This is a genomic window from Eubacterium barkeri (assembly GCF_900107125.1).
In the GTDB taxonomy this organism is placed as follows: domain Bacteria; phylum Bacillota; class Clostridia; order Eubacteriales; family Eubacteriaceae; genus Eubacterium_O; species Eubacterium_O barkeri.
The window spans coordinates 16,047-33,847 of the sequence record NZ_FNOU01000010.1; the positions used below are offsets into that span (position 1 = coordinate 16,047).

Consider the following 17,801-nt stretch of genomic DNA (forward strand, 5'->3'; position numbering starts at 1 on the left):
TTATGCTGTAAAAAGCTGGATGGCTTTACTTTTATGGATTTTTACAATCTCGGCCTTGCCGATTTTCGGCATGACGCAGAGATTTAAAACATCCCCCTCCATCTTTTTATCCGTATCTAAAATTTGGCGTACCCGGTCCAAATCCATTTCCGGCATTTCGTAGGGCAGGCCGTAGGTGTCGAAAATAACGGCTAGATTTTCCAGGGCCTCAGGGTCGGTAATCCCTTCCCGAACGGTCATTCTTGTAATATTGTACATTCCAATGGCCACCGCTTCCCCGTGGGAGTAGCTGCCGTAGCCAAAATAAGTTTCAATGACATGGCCGATGGTATGCCCAAAGTTAAGAATGCGCCGCAGGCCGCTTTCCTTTTCGTCATGCTCCACCACATTGCGCTTGATTTGGACGCATTTTGCCACGATATCTTCCATATCCTCCAAAAGATCCTCCTGGTACTGATAGCCCAGCAGACGCACAAAGAGCTTTCCGGAGCTGATACAGCCGTACTTAATGACCTCTGCCATCCCATCCATAAGGAAGTGGTCATCTAAGGTTTCTAGAAACAGAGGGTCGATGATGACACATTGGGGCTGCTTAAAAGCCCCCACCAGGTTTTTTCCGCTGGGAAGATCCACACCGGTTTTTCCACCCACGCTGCTGTCCACCTGGGCCAATAATGAGGTGGGCATCTGAACGTAGTCAATCCCCCTTAGGTAGGTGGCCGCTGCAAAGCCGGCAATATCCCCAACGACACCGCCCCCCAGGGCAACAATAAGGTCTGACCGGGTGACACTGTAGGCGACCAGCTCATTGTAAATGCCTTCAACGGCCGTCAGGTTCTTATTACCTTCCCCAGGCTCCATCACAATATTGTAAACATTGCCTCCAAAGCTCTTCATTTGCTTTTTTATGAGTCCCAGATAGTGTTTACCCACATTTTTATCGGTAATGATGACGATATTGCGGTATTTGCCAAACAAGCCATCCATTTCATGGAGGCGGTCCTTAATGCCCCGTTCGATGAAAATATCGTATTGATGCTCTTCTCCGGTGGTACAGGTTAATTTCTTCATCTAACTATACAACCTCTTTTCTTGATTAATTCACAAATGTGTAACTGATGTATACATCGCCTATTTTACTAGTATTCTACTATTAACAGTGGGCTTTTGCAAGGCTTCCGGGACAGCTCAATTAAAATAATCTGTAAAAATTTCTTTCTTAACAATTTCCCCATTCCCTTGTTATCCCCATGTAAAACATTTGCAATTTCCAGCTGAATCCAGTATGATTAAGGTAAATACATATAGAAAGGAGATCGTTACAATGAATATAAACAACGGTCCAATTGGAGAACTAGAAGAAGAAGTGTTATCAACCATTAAGCACTGGTGGGTGATCTTAATCGTCGGTCTTCTCGCCATTGGCGTCGGTATCTGGATGTTATTCCGCCCCGGTTTGGCCTATGAAGCCCTTAGCATCGTCTTTGCCGTATCCTTCCTCGTCGGTGGGATTGGCACCTGCTATTTTGCCATTGCCAACCGGAAGAACACCCCAGCCTGGGGATGGAACCTGGTCTGTGGACTCCTTATCCTGATCCTTGGCATTATCCTGGTGGCTTCCCCTGGGATGTCAGCTGGCACGCTGATTTATTACGTCGGTTTTGCCATTGTCTTTGGTGGTTTTAATACCATCGGTTTGGCCTTTGCCCTCAAAAACGCTGGCAGCAGTAGTGGCTGGGGATGGAACCTCGCCCTTGGCATCATTATTATTATTTTAGGCTTTATCCTGATGTTCTCACCACTTCTGGCCATTTTAACCATCGTCATCTGGAGTGGGATTGGCTTCATTACCTTTGGAATTTCCTGCTGCGGTGCGGCTTACCACCTGTCAAAGGTCAAAGGAATCATGAAAAAAAGCTGAGGCCTGAGGGATCATGAAAAAAGAGAAGAAAAAGAGTAAAAGTAAAAAAAGCAAAGAAAAACCAGTCGTTATTGTTCCGGAAACCGTAGTCCTTCGGAATAATTTTACGGATTGCGCCCTTAAACTGGCAACGCTGATGGAAATGCCCCTGCGGTTTGATGGAGATATTTATCTCTATCCCACAGAGGCCAAAACCCTGGAGGCTTTAGCTGATGCCGGCAGCCTCAACCTTACGGATCTCTCGAAAAAGATGGGTGTCTCCAAAAGTGCGGTTTCTAAAACCGTTGCCAAACTCCTGGACAAGCACCTGGTGGATAAGTCCACCCTGGGCCGGGCCATCCAGCTGAAAGTGACAGACCGGGGACAGACTTTTCTGAACCAGCTGGACAGTCTCTGGGCCGAACGTTTCATCGCCTTTGATACCAAGCTTGCCGATCTCTCTGAAAAAGAAAAGCAGGTCTTTAACAAGGTCGTGCTGGAACTCTATGAATATTTGCAATAAAACTCACAAAACATCCCAAAAGCCCTTTTCTTTTGGGATGTTTTGCGGTTTATCATTCTTTATATTACAGGCGCTTCCGTAATGGTCTCCTTGGAGTACAGCACCCGCTCATACACCTTGGTTCCCGGGGCTTCCAATTCATGCATCAGGAATTCATAATAAGCACCGGGAGTGACAATACCGGGAATGGCCGGTTTGTCGAAGCCTGTTCCCTCAAAAATAGAATCGGCCACCTTCACACAATTGGTATCCACTGCAAAATAGGTTCGCAGGGTTCCCTTGGTAAATTTATAGAAGGTGGCCTGGTTTCCCTTGTAAATGACATCCGCCACATCTTCATAATCCCCTTCCGGAAGGAGGCCCTGCTCTGCCAGCTGGGTATCGCAATACCAGGGCACCATGTTTTTCTTCATTCGTTCAAAATTTTCCGCAATCTGCTTCAGCTCCTCATCACTAAAAGCCACCTTGAAGGCATAAAGCACCTTCTCATCATGATGGGTAGACTGGTAGAGATACCGCTCCCGATTGCAGCGGAACAGAACCCCATCGCTAATGGCCCCCCCTAAGCGATAGCTATGACCATCAAAGTTGCCATAGGAGATGGCCTCATCCCCTAAAATCAGGTCGACATGTCCAAAGGATTCCATGAATTTCTTGGACAGATGAATAAGGATCTCCACGTTGAAGGGGTTGAGGGTTTTCTTCTCTGCCACCGTGATATTCTGGCTTTGCAGAAAGGCATTGGCATCCTCCGAAGCAATTTTATCATCATAGTCCTTGAGCAGCTTTCGGGGCAGCAGAGCCCCCACAATGCTGGGTATGGCAATACGCAGCTTACGCTGCATCTTCTTGGCTGCGGCAGACATGGCTAGTTGGGTGCGCTCTTCATTAAAGGTATCGAACAAGATGGTAACGCCATACCAAATAATATAAATCCCAGCGACAATGCCAAAGGCCAGTATATTGGCATAGTGGTTCGCCAAAAGAAAGAGCCCCAGAACTAAGGTGATGATCCCTATGACAAAGTAAGCTCCATAATTGGGTGCCCCATCCTTAAAATAGTTAAAGGCTGAGACCAATATTGCCACCGCATTAAAGAGTGTCCACACCGCAAAGACCAGGGGAATCCATCCCCCCAAATCCCAGCGAAAATAAAACAGGATCGCCGCGGCAGCCAGCTCCGCCACCGTCTCCAGGACCTGGCCCGTGTTGCTTTTGTGGCGATTGATAAAGGCTCCAACCCCATTTTTAACCGCCATGACCAGGATCCCAACACTGATGATTACCGCCAGGGTGTCTAGGGATTGGCGGGGTTTAATCACTAATAGTATCCCCACGGTAATCACCACTAAGCCCGCAGCCAGTCCCATGGCTTTTTGTTGCCAGCTTTTCTCCATTTCGCTCTCCTCCTATTTAATTCCTGTTTAACTTCTATTTAACCCGCTTGGCAATAACAGCCAGACGCCCATCACTTAAGCCTGTATTGAAAATACAGGTGGACAGGGTAATGATTTCATCCCCAGGTGCCACTGTCACATCAGTTTTGACAATGCTGGCATCCTTCAGTCCCTGATAGTAGGATTGGAATTGCTCCTGATCCGGAAAATCAATCTGCCGATAATCGGTTTCCGCTTCCACCGTTAGCACAGCAAAAATGGCCCAGGTGCCGTCTCCACCCAGCTCCGGGGGACGGTTGTAGGTAATGGCCCCATTTTTTTGGATAAAGGTGGGGTCTTTTACATAATTGAGAAGGTCATCGAACATAACCGGTACCCCGCTGCGCATGGTGCTGTGCCCATAAACTACGCTGTTTTGACTTTTAGGGTCCCACTTGTAATCCATATCCAGAAATGGCGTCCCCCGCTCATCGTTACTGCCATCAAAAGCGGTATACAGGTATTTGTTATTATCCTTAGTTTGAACCACCGGGGTATCGATATTGGTGCCATCAATGGTGAGCCATCCGATGGTTTCTGGATTTTTTGCCCTCAGCGCATCCCAATCAATGGTTTTATCCGCCTTGGTGACCTGCATTTTTAAAATGGGTGTGTTATTGGGGAAAAACTCTTTATATAACAACCAGGCCGCTGTTCCTAAAAGGGCGAGAACCACCAGTGCCACCACAATATCCATGATGACCCGTCCCGCTTTTCCCTTCTTTTTAGGGGCCTTATCTATTTTTGCCATATTAATCTCCTTTAATCCACTTAAGCAAAGCGCTGTAGGAATCCACCACGGCGGTGGCTCCGGCTGCCACAAATTCTTCTGTCGTTCCATTGCCCCAAAGAACGCCGACACTGTCAATGCCCACATCCTTGGCCCCTTCAATATCCGTATACCGATCCCCCACCATGAGGGCAGTGCTCCAATCGCCGGGTTCCGTCAAGCCCTTATCCAACAGGAAGGACTTAATAATATCCGACTTCACACTTCGCCCCTTTTCCGGGGCATATCCATACACATCCTCAGCTGTCAGGCCAATTCCACCATTTGCCACAATGGCCCGGGCACTTTTTTCCCCTTTGTTGGTGCAGACCCCCACCGTGCAGCCCCAGTTAACCAGCCGGGCAATGGCTTCCTCTGTCCCATGAAAAAAGGGATCACCATACATCAGGCCCTTTTCCACATAGGCCTCCTGATAATAGGCATACCCACGCACCACATCTTCTGGGCCAAATCCAAAATGATCCCCCAACACTTCCTCAATGGGTGGACCGATAATGGGCGCTGGATCGGCGATAATGGGTTCCGGGTGCCCCAACTGCTCCAGGGCATATTCAAAGGAACGCCAAACTCCCTCCCGGGAATCCAGCAGGGTTCCGTCCAAATCAAATAGGATATAATCGTAGCGCATGGCTGCCTCCTTTTCTTGCATAAACTGTCTTCTTTTCCTTCATTATAATATAGTCTGCTTCCGCTGACAAATCTTAATACAGAAATTCTTCATCAATTTCGGTAAACCGTTGTTTTTATGCGGGGCTTTATACTATAATAAGAAAGTAAGAATATTAATATTTGAAAGGATTTTGACTTTGAACCCACGTGTTTATAACCATATTTTAGAGACGATTGGTTCGACCCCCATGGTCCGAATCAACCATTTATGCCCAAACCCCCATGTTGAAATTTTGGCCAAGGTGGAGGGCTTTAACCCCACGGGCAGCATCAAGGACCGTATTGCCCTGAAAATGATTGAACAGGCCGAAGAAGAAGGCGTTCTCACTCCGGATAAGACCATCATTGAGCCCACCAGCGGCAACACCGGTATCGGTCTCGCCATGATTGGCGCCGTTAAGGGCTACCAAGTAGAAATCGTCATGAGTGAGGCCGTCTCCATTGAAAGACGGAAGATGATCCAGGCCTTTGGGGCCACCGTCACACTTACCTCACCGAATGAAGGAACTGACGGTGCCATCCGTAAGGTCCGGGAGCTGGTTGCCCGTTACCCGGATCAATATTTCAATCCCGACCAATTCAGCAATCAATACAACAAGCTGGCCCATTACACCACCACTGCTGAAGAAATCTGGGAACAGACCCAGGGGAAGGTAACCCATTTGGTATCCTCCCTGGGGACCTCCGGTACCATTATGGGCATTGGCATGGGCCTGCGCCACCATAACCCCGGGGTAAAAATCGTCGAGGCCCAGCCGGTGGTGGGCCATTATATCCAGGGGCTTAAGAATATGGAGGAAGCCATTGTCCCGGCCCTTTATCAGCCCGAGGCCATCGACGAGCACATCATGGTGGAATCTGAAATTGCCTTTGATTATGCCCGACAGATCGTGAAAAAAGAGGGGATTTTTGTCGGCATGAGTAGTGGCGCTGCCATGTACGCCGCCGCAGAGGTTGCCAAGACCATTGATTCTGGTCTCATTGTCGTGATTTTCCCTGACCGGGGAGAAAAGTATCTCAGTACAGACTTATTCAAGCTATAAGGTTTTTCTGGATATTTTAACGTAATCGTGATATTATCATCTCAAAATCAACCTTTTGGTTGATTAAAGCTGTGGTTCACTATAGTATACTAAGAGCCATAGGAACTTCCGAGACAGAGTGGCTGTTTCGGATATTTCAAACCAATTGGAGGTTTTATAATGAACGCCATTGCTATTGTCGTCATCGTCCTTGTGGCGTTGATCGTTCTCATCGGCCTGTGGTTCATGGGGACCCACAACACCCTCGTGAAGCTTAAAAACCAAGTGGAAGAAGCCTTTTCTACCATGGATGTTTATCTCAAAAAACGTTATGACCTGATTCCCAACCTGGTGGAAACAGTGAAGGCCTATGCCAAGCACGAGGGAGACACCCTGGAGAAGGTGGTTGCCGCCCGAAATGCTGCCATGGGTGCATCTAGCGGTAATCTCGATGATAAACTCGCCAAGGAAAATGCTCTTTCCGGCACCCTGAAAAGCCTTTTTGCCGTGGCCGAAGCCTATCCGGATTTAAAATCCAACACCAACTTCATCGATCTCCAGGAACAATTAAAGGCTGTGGAAGAAGATATTGCCAATGCCCGTAAATACTACAACGGCTCGGTGAAGAACCTGAATAATAAAGTGGAGATGTTCCCATCCAGCATCGTCGCAGGAATGTTTGGCTTTACCAAAAAACCTTATTTCGAAGTTGATTCCACAGAAGAACGTCAGAATGTTAAAGTCAGCTTCAGTTAAATCGAATTTCCGCTAACTCAAGCCGGTGCAGTCTGTGCCGGCTTTTTCAAAATATAATGTAAAAAGGAGTATCCCGTGAAAAAGAAATGTCTGACCCTCATGGGCATCCTCTTTACCTTATGCCTGGTGTTACCCGGTGCCGCTTTTGCCGAGGAGTATTATACCACCCCAGACTATAAGGTGGAGATGATTGTCAATGAAGATCAAAGCTATGCCATCACCGAAACCATTACCGTTTCCTTCACTGAGCCCCGCCATGGGATTTACCGCTATATTCCCAAGCAGGGTAGCCTGTATCGGGAGATTGATGGCAAAGCCATCCAAACCCCATTTACCGCCACGATCAGCAGGGTTTCGGTCGAAGGCTATGATTATGAAACCAGCACAGAGGATGGCAATCTGGTCATCAAGATTGGAAATGCCGATGAGTTCGTGGATGGCAGGAAGACCTACATCATCCACTATACCTGGGCGCCTAAGGCCGATGGTATCACCACCTTTGACGATGTCTATTACAACATCCTGCCCCACAATTGGCCCACCCCCATCGACCAGGCCTCCTTCAGCATCCAGATGCCCAAGGCCTTTGATGCCAGCCAGCTCAATGTCTACGCTGGTGAATATGGTGCCATTGATGCAGGGAAGGTGACCACCAGCGTCAATGGGAATACCATCACCGGCCAAAGCACAAAAGCCCTGGCCACGGGCGAAGGCATCACCGTCAATCTCAGACTGCCAGAGGGCTATTTCGTCGGGGTATGGACCGGCACCGAAGGACTCCCCTTCCTTTACGGGACCTGCGCCATCTGCCTCATCGCCGGGATTCTCCTCTTCTTCATTCTCGGACGGAATCCAAAGCCTGTGGAAGTCGTTAATTTCTACCCACCCCACGATTTTACCCCGCCCCATATTGGCACCATCATCGATGGAAAGACGGACCGCAAGGACCTCATCGCCGTCATCATGTATTTAGCGGATAAGGGCTATCTCACCATCGAAGCTACCGGGAAAAAAGACTTTACCTTCCACCAGATCAAGCATCCAAAATTTAAGGATGAGCCGGATTTCATCCGGGAAATCTTCACCGGTATCTTCCCCAGTACCAAGACCGAATCAGTCACATTGGATTCCTTAAAGGGCGTCTTTTACACCTCCATTGATGCCGCAACCGCCATGGTGGAAGGCTATTTCGAAGATCCCGAACACCAGCTTTTCACTAAGACTGCTAAGCTCGTCCGTTTGGGACTGCTGGCCTTGATGGCTATTGTGGGAATCGCCTTCGGAAATGCCGGGAGCATTGCCAGCACAGGTCAGTTTGATATCTTTGAGGCGCTCTTTTATGTTGTCTTCAGCATCGGTCTCCCCATCATCGGTTTTTATTACATCTACCAAACAGCCGTGGTCAATAAAAAAGGGGCAAATCCTGGCCGCCGTGGTTTTAAAGCCTTAGTTGGCGCTTTCTTCACCTTCATTGCCCTGAGCCTCTCTCTGGCGCTGAATGAACTGCCAGATACCGCTCTCCTTACCGTTTATGGTACGATCCTCCTCCTGGGCTTCCTGTGGGTCTTGCCCAAGCGACGCACCGAAATTGGTAATCAATGGCTAGGGGAAACACTGGGTTTTAAAAACTTCATTGTCAGTGCCGAGGCCGACCGTATTAAGATGCTGGTAGATGAAAACCCCCAGTATTTCTATAACATTCTGCCCTATGCCTACGTCTTAGGCATCACGGACAAATGGGCTAAAAACTTTGAAGGCCTGGCAATCGAACCCCCAAATTGGTACTATGGCTACAGTACCTTCGACACCTTTGACTGCCTGCTCTTTGCCAGTATGATGAACCACAATATGCGCAGCATGACCAGCGATATGATCCATGTCCCTTCGGATTCCGGAAGCGGCGGCTTTAGCGACTCCGGCTTCGGTGGCGGCGGTGGTTTCTCCGGCGGCGGCGGCGGTGGCGGCGGCGGTGGCAGCTGGTAAATTTGATTTTTCCATCTACAACACACACAGTTGTAACCCCGGTTAATCACCGGGGTTACTTTCTTGAATGGATTGGAGAAGGATAAAAATTCCTCAAGCTTACAACTTGGAAAATAAACCCGTGAGCAGATTACCCCCTACCAAATCTTCATTTTTTACAAAAATCACATATTTTTATACTTTCTTCGTCTTTTCCCTCCAATTCACCCCTCTCTTCCCCATCATCCTGTCAACTCCATCAGAATTTACCAAAAATATTTTTCTTTTTTCCAGACCTTTGTCATCATTTCCGGTATCCTAGGGTTAACGAAGATTTTCACTTTCTTTTTGAAAAGAAAGCAGAACAAGGAGGAATATTATGAATTCAATGGAACGTGTCACTTTGACATTACAGCATAAAGAGGCTGACCGTATCCCGGTTTATCCACTCATTAACAGTGTTTCCCGGAAGGCCCTGGGGATTTCCTACGAGGAATGGACCAAGGATGTGCCCAAGTGTGCAGAGGCCATCCTCAAGGCCACTGATGAGGTAGGCTGTGACTGCATTAGTACCCTGGTGGATCTCTCGGTGGAGGCCGCGGACTGGGGACAGGAGCTGGAATACAGCGAGGATGCTGCCGCCCACCCCAATTACGATAATTGTCTGATTAAATCTGAGGAGGATTATGCTAAAATCGGTGTTCTCAATCCCAGGGAAACCCCACGGATGAAGGAGCACATTGAGCTGGCCCGGCTGCTCTATGAAGCAAAGGGAAACGAGAAGCCCATTGTTGGCTTTGTCTTTGGACCCCTGGGGATCCTGGGGATGATGCGGGGGCAGGACAATCTGTATATGGATTTGATGATGTGCCCGGATAAACTAAAGGTTGCCCTTAAAAATATTGCCGATACCATCACAGAGTTAGCCATCGCCCTATTGGAGGTGGGCTGCCACGCCATTATGTTTGACACGCTCTTTGCCTCGAAATCCATTATGAGTCCCGAGATGTGGGATGAATTTGAAGGGGTTTATATGGTGGATATTTGTAACGCCGTCCGGGACCACGGCGGTATGGTCATGCTGCACAACTGTGGCAACGGTATTTACATTCGGGAGCAAATTGAACGGATGCACCCCGTCCTTATTTCCCTCCAGCACCTTCCCCCGGATTGTGCATCCATGGCGGAGCTGAAGGAAAAGTACGGTAAAGAGATTACCATCATGGGCCATGTGGAGCCCGGATTTATCTATGCGGCTACCGAGGAAGAGGTCCGTACTGTTTGCCGGGAGCAGATCGATGCCTATAAGAAAGATGGTGGCTTTATGCTGGCCACGGGGTGCGAATACCCCGCCGCCCTGGATTTCCATATGGCCAAGGTTATGGTAGAGGAAGCCAAAACCTACGGGAAGTATTCAAATTAGCGGCCCATCCCCCACTTAAAAACGCCGTTACCCCGGATTGACTCCATGGGTAACGGCGTTTTTAACACCCTATCGGCCGCAGCATTTTTTATATTTTTTTCCACTCCCACAGGGGCAGGGATCATTTCGTCCAATCTTGGGGCCATCATTGACCACAGTGTTGCGCTTTCTAAAGTCTTTGAAAATCTCGTCTCTTTTTTCCTGGGACAGGATGCCATCCCATTGGGGAAGGGTAAAGAGCCATTCTGCCGGAACAGCCAGCATATTCCAGAATAATTTTTCAAAATCGATGGTAAAGCTAAATTCTGACTCTGAAGTCATGTCCTCCAGTACCGGGGCTTCAGTGGACAGGCTTGTACTAATCCCGTCCAAAAATCCCATGATTTCAGCTTCGGTCATGCCGTACTGCTCTGCAAATCCGCCAACCGTTCCGGTGATGGCGGCTTCTTTCTTTCCTAAAAGATCCTCATAAATGCCCTGTTCCTTCTGGCAAAATGCCTTCCAGAATGCTTCCTGGTCCTGTTGATCCTCAGAATGTGCTTCTATTTCCTGTTTCCATTGTTCAAATAAACTCATGTCACTCTCCTATCTCTTTTGTAATCACTTGATTTTCATAGGGATTCCCGAAACGGTAAAATAAACGGCATCCGCTTTAGCCGCAACCATTTGGTTCACCCGCCCGGCAATATCCCGAAAAAAATTGCCCATTCGGTAGGCTGGCACCAAGCCAAGGCCCACCTCATTGGCCACGATAATGGTTTCCTTATCGCTGGCCACACAAATATCCACCACGGTCATGACCTGATCCTGGATGGCCTTTTCAATGGCAGAAAATTCATCCATGGAAATCGTGTCATAATCCACCTTGAAGTCCATCATGTTATTGGTAATGAGCACCGTCAGACAATCCAAAAGGATGACCTTTGCCGATTGAAAGGCTTCCACATCCCCCAGATTTTCAAAATCCCGGTACTGCTCAATGGTGGGCCACTCTGCTGGGCGCTGCTCCCTGTGATGGGCGATCCGGTCTTTCATTCCATCGTCAAAGGGAACGGCGGTGGCAATGTAGGTCACTGCTCCACCGTGCTCCTTGGCTAACTTTTCTCCGAAGGTGCTTTTTCCGCTCCGGGCTCCCCCAGTGATAAAGGTTAATTTTCCCATATTTACCCCACAATTTCAGTTAGCGCTGCCATGAGCGCATCGTTATCCTCTACTTTTTTTACTGCAATCCGGAAGTAGTCCGGTCCCAGGCCTGTGAAATCTTCACAGGTTCTTATATTAATATTCCGGGTGTTCAACCCCTCATTGAGGGCTGCTGCTGTCCCACATTTCAGCCGACACAAATGGAAATCCGCCGCACTTTGATACACCTTCAGGTTGTTCAGCTTGGAAAGGGCCACGTACATCCGGTGGCGTTCCTTTCGGATGTAGTTCTTGGTGGTTTCCATGTAGCGTGTGTCCCGAAATACGGTATCCACGGCTTCTAAAGCCAGGGAATTGATGCTCCAGGGCTCCTTGTAGCGTTCCATGGCGTGGATAATGGCCTCATGACCAACAGCATAACCGATGCGCAGGCCCGGAATCCCAAAAAATTTGGTCATGGATCGAAGGAGAATCACTGGACGACCTTCATCAGCCACCAAGGTCATACTGGATTCTTTGGTGGAAAAATCGATGAAGGATTCATCGATGAACCACAAAATCCCAGGGTCACACTCATCCATCAAATCCCTGAGATAATCACAGGAGTAAGCCATCCCCGTTGGATTGTTGGGGTTGCAGATAAAAACGGCGTTGGGCTGCTCCTCAGCAATAGCTCTGGGCAAAGTACCGGGATCAATGCGAAAATCTAAATCGGCACCAGCCACCCATTCCGTTACCCCTTCCCAGCCATTCATGGTCAGTGCCCGGCGATATTCATTGAAGGTGGGGGATACAATCAGGGCCTTACTGTCTGAACGGCACAGGCTGCGGGCAAAAAGGTAAATCAGCTCAATGGCACCATTACCAAGGATGACCTGACCGGGATAAACCCCCAGATGTGCCGCCAAACGATCCCGCTGACTGGCACCGGCGATTTCCGGATATCGTCCTAAATCATCCATTGCTGCAATTAAATCGTATTTCAAGCGCGGCGGCATCCCCAAGGGATTAATGTTAACGCTGAAATCCAACATTTTTGCATTACCGCCGTGATACCCACCATGAACATTCATACTCCATCTCCTATCCCGATCACCCTAAAGAATAAATTACCAAGAACGCCAAGCAAATAACCACCATCATGACGATTTCTGAGCCCTTAGCAATGGCGGTTGTCTCTATAATATCGTCGGCAGTCAGGGCGTTATTACCCCTTCCGATGGTCGGCTTTTTAAGGACTTGACCAAAATAAACATTGTCTCCACCCAGCTGGATGCCCAATAGTCCAGCAATCACCGATTCCGGATGGGCAGAATTTGGACTCTTGTGGTTTTTTCGGTCCCCACAGAACACATTCCACCCCTCTCGGGCATTATACCCCAAAAACCCTCCGGCAAAAAGCATAAATATACTTCCAACCCGGGCAATAATGAAATTAAACCCATCATCCAGTTTAGCTGGAAAGAATCCAAACTGGGTGTAGGGCTCCTGAATATACCCCACCATGGAGTCCATGGTGTTGACCGCCTTGTAAACCATGGCCCACACCAAGGGATTCATCTCAGGGATATAACGCCAAGTCACACAGCCCAGGGTCATATAAAAGAGAGGAGCCAAAATTCCATCCACAGTATTTTCTGCCGTGGTTTCCACCACGGCCCGGATAATTTCATGCTCAGAGAGCCCAGCGGTATCCCGCCCCACCAGGTAGCCGGTCTGTATCCGGGCCTGCTCCAAATCTCCTTTTTTTAAAGCATCGTAAACCTTGTGTACCTCATCCTTTAGACAGCGCTCTGCCAGGGTAGTGGTCAAAAGCCACAGATTCACCAGGTAGAAGAGGATAATATTGATTTTACTGGCTGCCCATTGCACCAGAAGCACGCAGGCCACGGTGATGACGATGACCATCACCCACATCAGAAGCCCCTTGGCCCGCCGGGCCCTTCCTTTATTAAGGTGCTTTTCAAAAAAACTGATGAGTTTCCCAATGAAGACGATGGGATGGGGAATCCACCGGGGATCCCCAATTATCCAGTCGATGACCATCGCCAACACCATGAGACAGACCCATATTCCTGTACTCATCCCTAATAGCATAATTTATCCTTCAATGATTTTTTCCAGCAAGTCCATATCCAGGCTATCTGCCACGATGGCGGCCAGCTTATCGTATTGCTCTTCCTTAAACCGGGCAAAATCCAGGGCTTCACCAGCTTCCAGATTCTTTTTCTCCTTAAGGGTGGCCAAAAGCCCCTCCCTAAAGACATCGTTATCGAAAATACCGTGGAGGTAGGTTCCCATGACCTGACCATCCTCTGACACCGCGCCGTCCAGCCGTCCGTCGGACAGCTTACAAAAGGCTTCGGTACCCTCTAAGGTCTTAGAGATCCCCATGTGGATTTCATAGCCACGGACCCCTTGACCGGTTATCCCCATTCCCAGGAAATCCTGGGTGATGGTGCCTTCCCGCTGGGTCGTGGTTTTTTCCGCCTCGATCACTGTATCGATATTTAGTAGGCCCAGGCCCTCTACCACACCGAGGCTGGATTCTACACCACCTGGATCAGAGATGGTTTTCCCGAGGATCTGGTATCCTCCGCAGATGCCAATAACCGGCACCCCGGCCTTTTTCAGGCGGCAGATTTCCTCTGCCATTCGGCTTTCCTTCAGTTTCACCACATCGTCAATGGTATTCTTGCTCCCAGGAATGACGAGTAGATCCGGATTGGCCCGGCTGAGCTGACGCTGGTTCTCATAATATTCTACCCTAACATCCGGGTACATGTCAAAAACCGTACAATCCGTAAAATTGGAAATGTGTCGCAGGCGCACCACCCCAATGGTGATTACCCCATCCTTTTGCTCCTGCCAACGCTCGGTAACGCTGTCTTCGTCATCAATAACCAATCGGGCGTAGGGCACCACCCCCAGGCAGGGAATCCCCACCTTTTCTTCAATGGTCTTAATCCCTGGCTCTAGCAGCGAGACATCTCCCCGGAATTTGTTGATGATGAAGCCCTTAATCCGGGCCTGTTCCTCAGGTTCCAGGAGCTTAATGGTCCCGTAGATGGAGGCAAAGACGCCCCCCCGGTCAATATCCCCAATGAGGACCACCGGTGCATCCACCATTTCCGCTAAGCCCATGTTAACCAGGTCGTTTTCCCGTAAGTTAATTTCCGCAGGACTGCCAGCCCCTTCAATGACGATAACATCGGCATTCTCTGCCAGCGTGTTATAAGCATCCATAACCACCTGGCCTAAATGGGCCTTATGGGCGTGGTATTCCCGGGCATCCATATTAAACTCTGCCACCCCGTTTAAAATAACCTGGCATCCCACATCGGAATTGGGTTTTAAAAGGATGGGATTCATAGACACATCCGGCTCCACCCGGGCACATTCGGCCTGGGTGACCTGGGCCCGTCCCATTTCCTTACCGTCAGCGGTAATATAGGAATTAAGGGCCATATTCTGGGACTTGTAGGGCATAATCTTAAGCCCTTTGTTATTTAAAATCCGACACACCGCCGCCGTCAGCAGACTTTTCCCCACTGATGAGCCCGTGCCCTGAAACATGATATTCTTTGCCATCAGACTGTTTCCTCTCCATTGATAATATAGTCCAGCACCTGCTCTGGGGTTTCGCACACCCGGGGATAGTGAAGCCCGGGCCTGGCCACACAGAGGACCTCTGCCCCACACTCCAGGGCCGCATCCACCTTTTGGGCCACCCCCCCGAGGCTTCCGCTGTCCTTGGTGGTCAGATACCTTATGTCAAACTGGCGGAGCATCGCCACATTCATTTCCAGGGTGAAGGGCCCTTGCATGGCGATGATTTGGGATGCGGTGTAGCCCAATTCCTCACATTTAGCCAAAACTCCGCTGGTAGGCAGCACCCGAAGGCGCAGGCGCTCCTTGGGAAGGGGAGCATAATGCCCAAGCTCCCGGCTTCCGGTGGTGGTCAGTATATTCCCGGGGTGATCCTTTAGATACGCCACCATCTCGTCGTAATCTTTAAAAAAGTGAACATCCTCCCGACGTTTGCACAGTCCCGGGCGCTCCAGGCGAAGGTACGCCACCCCCTGTTCCCCACAGGCTGCCATGGCCGTCTGGGAAACCGCCTTAGCGTAGGGGTGGGTGGCATCCACACACAGCCTGACCGTACGTCCCGCCAGGAGTGTGGCCATCTCTTCCCCATCCATGGCCCCCACCTGGTTGGTGAGCTGGGGCCAGTCCCTGGTATCCGGTGCATTCATACCGCTGACCGAGGAGTAAATGACCGCCTCCCCCCTGGCCAGCAGTGCATCCGTTACCGCCCGGCCATCGGATGTTCCGCCGAGGACCAGAATGGGGCTGCTCAAAGCTGATACCCCCGGGGTGTAATCATGTGAAGGTTGTCCTTTGTCACCATGGTTTTGGAATTCCCGATGATGACCATGGAGAACATATCAATTTCTGCATCGCACATCTCCTCCAGGGTGGTAATGGTGGCCTGTTCATCGGCTCGCTTAGCATTGCGGACGATGCCCACTGGGGTGCTGCCCGCCTTGTACTCCAAAAGGATTTCCTGGGCTTCCACGATATTGTTGGGACGCCCCTTGCTCTTCGGATTGTACAGGGCGACAATGAAATCCCCTTCTCCTGCACAGCGAATCCGTTTTTTAATGACCTCCCAGTCCGTCATTAAGTCACTCAGGCTGATGACGCAGTAGTCGTGCATCAGTGGTGCCCCCAGGGTGGAGGCAGCGGCGTTGGCAGCTGAAATCCCCGGGACTACGATGACGTCCACATCGCTGCCCTGCTTTTCCACCATTTCCATCATAATACCAGCCATGCCGTAGACACCCGCATCCCCGGAGCTTACCAGGGTGACGGTGTTGCCGGCCTCTGCCAGATCCAAACATTCCTGGCAGCGGTCCACTTCCTTGCGCATCCCCGAGGAGCGGACATCCTTACCCGCCACCAAATCCGCGATAATATCGATGTAGGTCTTGTACCCGACGATGATATCTGCCACTTCCAGAGAGGCCTTAGCCGCCTCGGTCATATGTTCATACAGTCCCGGTCCTAAGCCCGTAACATAGATTTTTTTGCTCATCTTATCTCTCTTTCACTTTTTCTTTTTCCAAAGGGAGAGGGTAATTCCCCCACCTTTTACCACAGGTGCCACACAGTGACCAAAGCCCGATGCCACATAGCCGCAGGGCTCAGATACGCTTCGAAGACCCGTGGTTTTTTCCACGAAATCCGAACCATCGAAGCGGCTCTGAACCATCTTGACAAAGTCATCAGAAATGATTTTGACATCTGCACCAAAGCGCTCAGATGTCTCCCGGATTCCCGGCTCGTCGGCCTTTAATGGGATGGTCGCCAGGGTCTTGACCGCCCCCGGGTGATAGCCCACCTCATCCAAAAGCTGCGTCAGTGCCTTCATAATCCGCTCTCCGGGGGTATCCCGCCGACAGCCAACGCCTACGGTGATGCTCTTTGGCACCAGCTGGACGCTGTGCCCCGGCAACATATTTTCCGGATCCTGGGCATCGTCGATGACGATACGCCACTGAGTCCCAGGGTATCCCTCGTCTTCAGGGAGAAAGATATTGGCCGGGAGAACGATTCCGGTGAAGTCCACCCCCGTCCGATCCTCAATGGCGACTTTTTCATCATCCAGGATAGCAGCGGTGACGTCCTTGGCATCGGCGAAGTCTGCAATGGTACAGCCCAGCTTTTCGGCCAGGACATCCACCGCCAGGCTCCCCTTGACATCTGTCCCAGTGGTAATCACCGGGGCGGCGTCCAATCGACCGGCCAGCATCACAGCGGCATCATTGGCACCACCCAAATGCCCGGATACCAGGCTTATAACGTATTTTCCCGCTGCGTCCATAACCAGAATTCCCGGATCCGTAGATTTATGCCCCAAATGGGGGGCGATACTGCGTACCACGATTCCCGTGGCCATAATGCACAAAATGGTGTCGTACTGTGCCATAATGGAACCCAAAAAATCCGCCATGGGCCCAGCAATGGCCTGGGTCTCATGGGTCTGGTATTTGGGAAGGGTGTACACTGTCACCGGCCACTCCTCCAGAACCCCCTTGACCCGAAGGCCAAGGGCGGTGGCATCCCGGCTGACAGCAACGATGGCCCAAGGGCCAAAATTCGTCTTCATCCCGA

Annotated in this window: 18 protein-coding genes; 6 read left to right on the forward strand and 12 right to left on the reverse strand. The window is 50.0% G+C overall.

Annotated elements, in window-relative coordinates:
* The gene (gene aroB / locus BLU30_RS07210) at positions 1 to 1,071 is read right to left on the reverse strand and encodes a 3-dehydroquinate synthase (RefSeq protein WP_090245014.1); all 1,071 of its coding nucleotides are present in this window, start codon (positions 1,069 to 1,071) and stop codon (positions 1 to 3) included.
* 253 nt (positions 1,072 to 1,324) lie between these two features.
* Between aroB and BLU30_RS07215 the strand changes: the two genes are divergently transcribed.
* Positions 1,325 to 1,921, forward strand: coding sequence for an HdeD family acid-resistance protein (locus BLU30_RS07215; RefSeq protein ID WP_090245016.1), 597 nt, complete (start codon positions 1,325 to 1,327; stop codon positions 1,919 to 1,921).
* A 13-nt stretch (positions 1,922 to 1,934) separates the two neighbouring features.
* The gene (locus BLU30_RS07220) at positions 1,935 to 2,423 is read left to right on the forward strand and encodes a MarR family winged helix-turn-helix transcriptional regulator (RefSeq protein WP_090245019.1); all 489 of its coding nucleotides are present in this window, start codon (positions 1,935 to 1,937) and stop codon (positions 2,421 to 2,423) included.
* Positions 2,424 to 2,482: 59 nt separating this feature from the next.
* On the opposite strand, the gene BLU30_RS07225 is transcribed toward BLU30_RS07220, so the two are convergent.
* The 3 genes from BLU30_RS07225 to BLU30_RS07235 are packed head-to-tail and all read right to left on the reverse strand — an operon-like array spanning position 2,483 to position 5,298.
* On the reverse strand, positions 2,483 to 3,820 hold the full coding sequence (locus BLU30_RS07225; RefSeq protein WP_090245024.1) for an HdeD family acid-resistance protein: 1,338 nt from the start codon (positions 3,818 to 3,820) through the stop codon (positions 2,483 to 2,485).
* A 34-nt stretch (positions 3,821 to 3,854) separates the two neighbouring features.
* Positions 3,855 to 4,610 (reverse strand): class B sortase, encoded by a 756-nt coding sequence (locus BLU30_RS07230; protein WP_176770863.1) that lies wholly within the window; start codon positions 4,608 to 4,610, stop codon positions 3,855 to 3,857.
* 1 nt (position 4,611) lies between these two features.
* Entirely contained in the window at positions 4,612 to 5,298 is a 687-nt protein-coding gene (locus BLU30_RS07235; protein WP_090245029.1) for an HAD hydrolase-like protein, read from the reverse strand.
* Positions 5,299 to 5,455: 157 nt separating this feature from the next.
* Between BLU30_RS07235 and BLU30_RS07240 the strand changes: the two genes are divergently transcribed.
* From BLU30_RS07240 to BLU30_RS07255, 4 genes are all read left to right on the forward strand, one after another.
* On the forward strand, positions 5,456 to 6,361 hold the full coding sequence (locus BLU30_RS07240) for a PLP-dependent cysteine synthase family protein (RefSeq protein WP_090245032.1): 906 nt from the start codon (positions 5,456 to 5,458) through the stop codon (positions 6,359 to 6,361).
* Positions 6,362 to 6,520: 159 nt separating this feature from the next.
* Complete coding sequence (locus tag BLU30_RS07245; protein ID WP_090245034.1) at positions 6,521 to 7,096, forward strand: LemA family protein; 576 nt, start codon at positions 6,521 to 6,523, stop codon at positions 7,094 to 7,096.
* Between the two features lie 75 nt (positions 7,097 to 7,171).
* Positions 7,172 to 9,079, forward strand: a complete 1,908-nt coding sequence (locus BLU30_RS07250) for a DUF2207 domain-containing protein (protein WP_090245037.1) — start codon at positions 7,172 to 7,174, stop codon at positions 9,077 to 9,079.
* 358 nt (positions 9,080 to 9,437) lie between these two features.
* Complete coding sequence (locus tag BLU30_RS07255) at positions 9,438 to 10,481, forward strand: uroporphyrinogen decarboxylase family protein (protein WP_090245039.1); 1,044 nt, start codon at positions 9,438 to 9,440, stop codon at positions 10,479 to 10,481.
* Between the two features lie 69 nt (positions 10,482 to 10,550).
* Here the strand turns inward: BLU30_RS07255 and BLU30_RS07260 are convergent, their stop codons facing one another.
* Genes BLU30_RS07260 through BLU30_RS07295 form a run of 8 tightly spaced genes read right to left on the reverse strand, consistent with a single transcriptional unit; the run spans position 10,551 to position 17,796 of the window.
* Positions 10,551 to 11,057 (reverse strand): SEC-C metal-binding domain-containing protein, encoded by a 507-nt coding sequence (locus BLU30_RS07260; RefSeq protein WP_090245041.1) that lies wholly within the window; start codon positions 11,055 to 11,057, stop codon positions 10,551 to 10,553.
* A 24-nt stretch (positions 11,058 to 11,081) separates the two neighbouring features.
* Positions 11,082 to 11,642, reverse strand: coding sequence for a bifunctional adenosylcobinamide kinase/adenosylcobinamide-phosphate guanylyltransferase (gene cobU, locus BLU30_RS07265; RefSeq protein ID WP_090245043.1), 561 nt, complete (start codon positions 11,640 to 11,642; stop codon positions 11,082 to 11,084).
* Between the two features lie 2 nt (positions 11,643 to 11,644).
* Complete coding sequence (locus tag BLU30_RS07270) at positions 11,645 to 12,697, reverse strand: pyridoxal phosphate-dependent aminotransferase (RefSeq protein ID WP_090245045.1); 1,053 nt, start codon at positions 12,695 to 12,697, stop codon at positions 11,645 to 11,647.
* Positions 12,698 to 12,716: 19 nt separating this feature from the next.
* Positions 12,717 to 13,721, reverse strand: coding sequence for an adenosylcobinamide-phosphate synthase CbiB (gene cbiB, locus BLU30_RS07275; RefSeq protein WP_090245047.1), 1,005 nt, complete (start codon positions 13,719 to 13,721; stop codon positions 12,717 to 12,719).
* A 3-nt stretch (positions 13,722 to 13,724) separates the two neighbouring features.
* Positions 13,725 to 15,215: a cobyric acid synthase gene (locus BLU30_RS07280; protein ID WP_090245052.1), complete on the reverse strand. Its 1,491-nt coding sequence runs from the start codon at positions 15,213 to 15,215 to the stop codon at positions 13,725 to 13,727.
* A complete protein-coding gene (gene cobK, locus BLU30_RS07285) occupies positions 15,215 to 15,985 on the reverse strand; it encodes a precorrin-6A reductase (protein ID WP_090245055.1) in 771 nt (256 codons plus the stop codon). The genes BLU30_RS07280 and cobK overlap by 1 nt, the downstream gene beginning before the upstream one ends.
* The gene (gene cobJ, locus BLU30_RS07290; RefSeq protein ID WP_090245058.1) at positions 15,982 to 16,722 is read right to left on the reverse strand and encodes a precorrin-3B C(17)-methyltransferase; all 741 of its coding nucleotides are present in this window, start codon (positions 16,720 to 16,722) and stop codon (positions 15,982 to 15,984) included. The genes cobK and cobJ overlap by 4 nt, the downstream gene beginning before the upstream one ends.
* Positions 16,723 to 16,734: 12 nt before the next feature.
* The gene (locus tag BLU30_RS07295) at positions 16,735 to 17,796 is read right to left on the reverse strand and encodes a cobalt-precorrin 5A hydrolase (protein ID WP_090245060.1); all 1,062 of its coding nucleotides are present in this window, start codon (positions 17,794 to 17,796) and stop codon (positions 16,735 to 16,737) included.
* Between the last annotated feature and the right edge of the window lie 5 nt (positions 17,797 to 17,801).

What these genes read in the sequence shown, in the direction of transcription:
- aroB (WP_090245014.1), bottom strand. Translation starts at nt 1,071, where the DNA reads ATGAAGAAATTAACCTGTACCACCGGAGAAGAGCATCAATACGATATT.
- BLU30_RS07215 (WP_090245016.1), top strand. Translation starts at nt 1,325, where the DNA reads ATGAATATAAACAACGGTCCAATTGGAGAACTAGAAGAAGAAGTGTTA.
- BLU30_RS07220 (WP_090245019.1), top strand. Translation starts at nt 1,935, where the DNA reads ATGAAAAAAGAGAAGAAAAAGAGTAAAAGTAAAAAAAGCAAAGAAAAA.
- BLU30_RS07225 (WP_090245024.1), bottom strand. Translation starts at nt 3,820, where the DNA reads ATGGAGAAAAGCTGGCAACAAAAAGCCATGGGACTGGCTGCGGGCTTA.
- BLU30_RS07230 (WP_176770863.1), bottom strand. Translation starts at nt 4,610, where the DNA reads ATGGCAAAAATAGATAAGGCCCCTAAAAAGAAGGGAAAAGCGGGACGG.
- BLU30_RS07235 (WP_090245029.1), bottom strand. Translation starts at nt 5,298, where the DNA reads ATGCAAGAAAAGGAGGCAGCCATGCGCTACGATTATATCCTATTTGAT.
- BLU30_RS07245 (WP_090245034.1), top strand. Translation starts at nt 6,521, where the DNA reads ATGAACGCCATTGCTATTGTCGTCATCGTCCTTGTGGCGTTGATCGTT.
- BLU30_RS07255 (WP_090245039.1), top strand. Translation starts at nt 9,438, where the DNA reads ATGAATTCAATGGAACGTGTCACTTTGACATTACAGCATAAAGAGGCT.
- BLU30_RS07260 (WP_090245041.1), bottom strand. Translation starts at nt 11,057, where the DNA reads ATGAGTTTATTTGAACAATGGAAACAGGAAATAGAAGCACATTCTGAG.
- cobU (WP_090245043.1), bottom strand. Translation starts at nt 11,642, where the DNA reads ATGGGAAAATTAACCTTTATCACTGGGGGAGCCCGGAGCGGAAAAAGC.
- BLU30_RS07270 (WP_090245045.1), bottom strand. Translation starts at nt 12,697, where the DNA reads ATGAATGTTCATGGTGGGTATCACGGCGGTAATGCAAAAATGTTGGAT.
- cbiB (WP_090245047.1), bottom strand. Translation starts at nt 13,721, where the DNA reads ATGCTATTAGGGATGAGTACAGGAATATGGGTCTGTCTCATGGTGTTG.
- BLU30_RS07280 (WP_090245052.1), bottom strand. Translation starts at nt 15,215, where the DNA reads ATGGCAAAGAATATCATGTTTCAGGGCACGGGCTCATCAGTGGGGAAA.
- cobJ (WP_090245058.1), bottom strand. Translation starts at nt 16,722, where the DNA reads ATGAGCAAAAAAATCTATGTTACGGGCTTAGGACCGGGACTGTATGAA.
- BLU30_RS07295 (WP_090245060.1), bottom strand. Translation starts at nt 17,796, where the DNA reads ATGAAGACGAATTTTGGCCCTTGGGCCATCGTTGCTGTCAGCCGGGAT.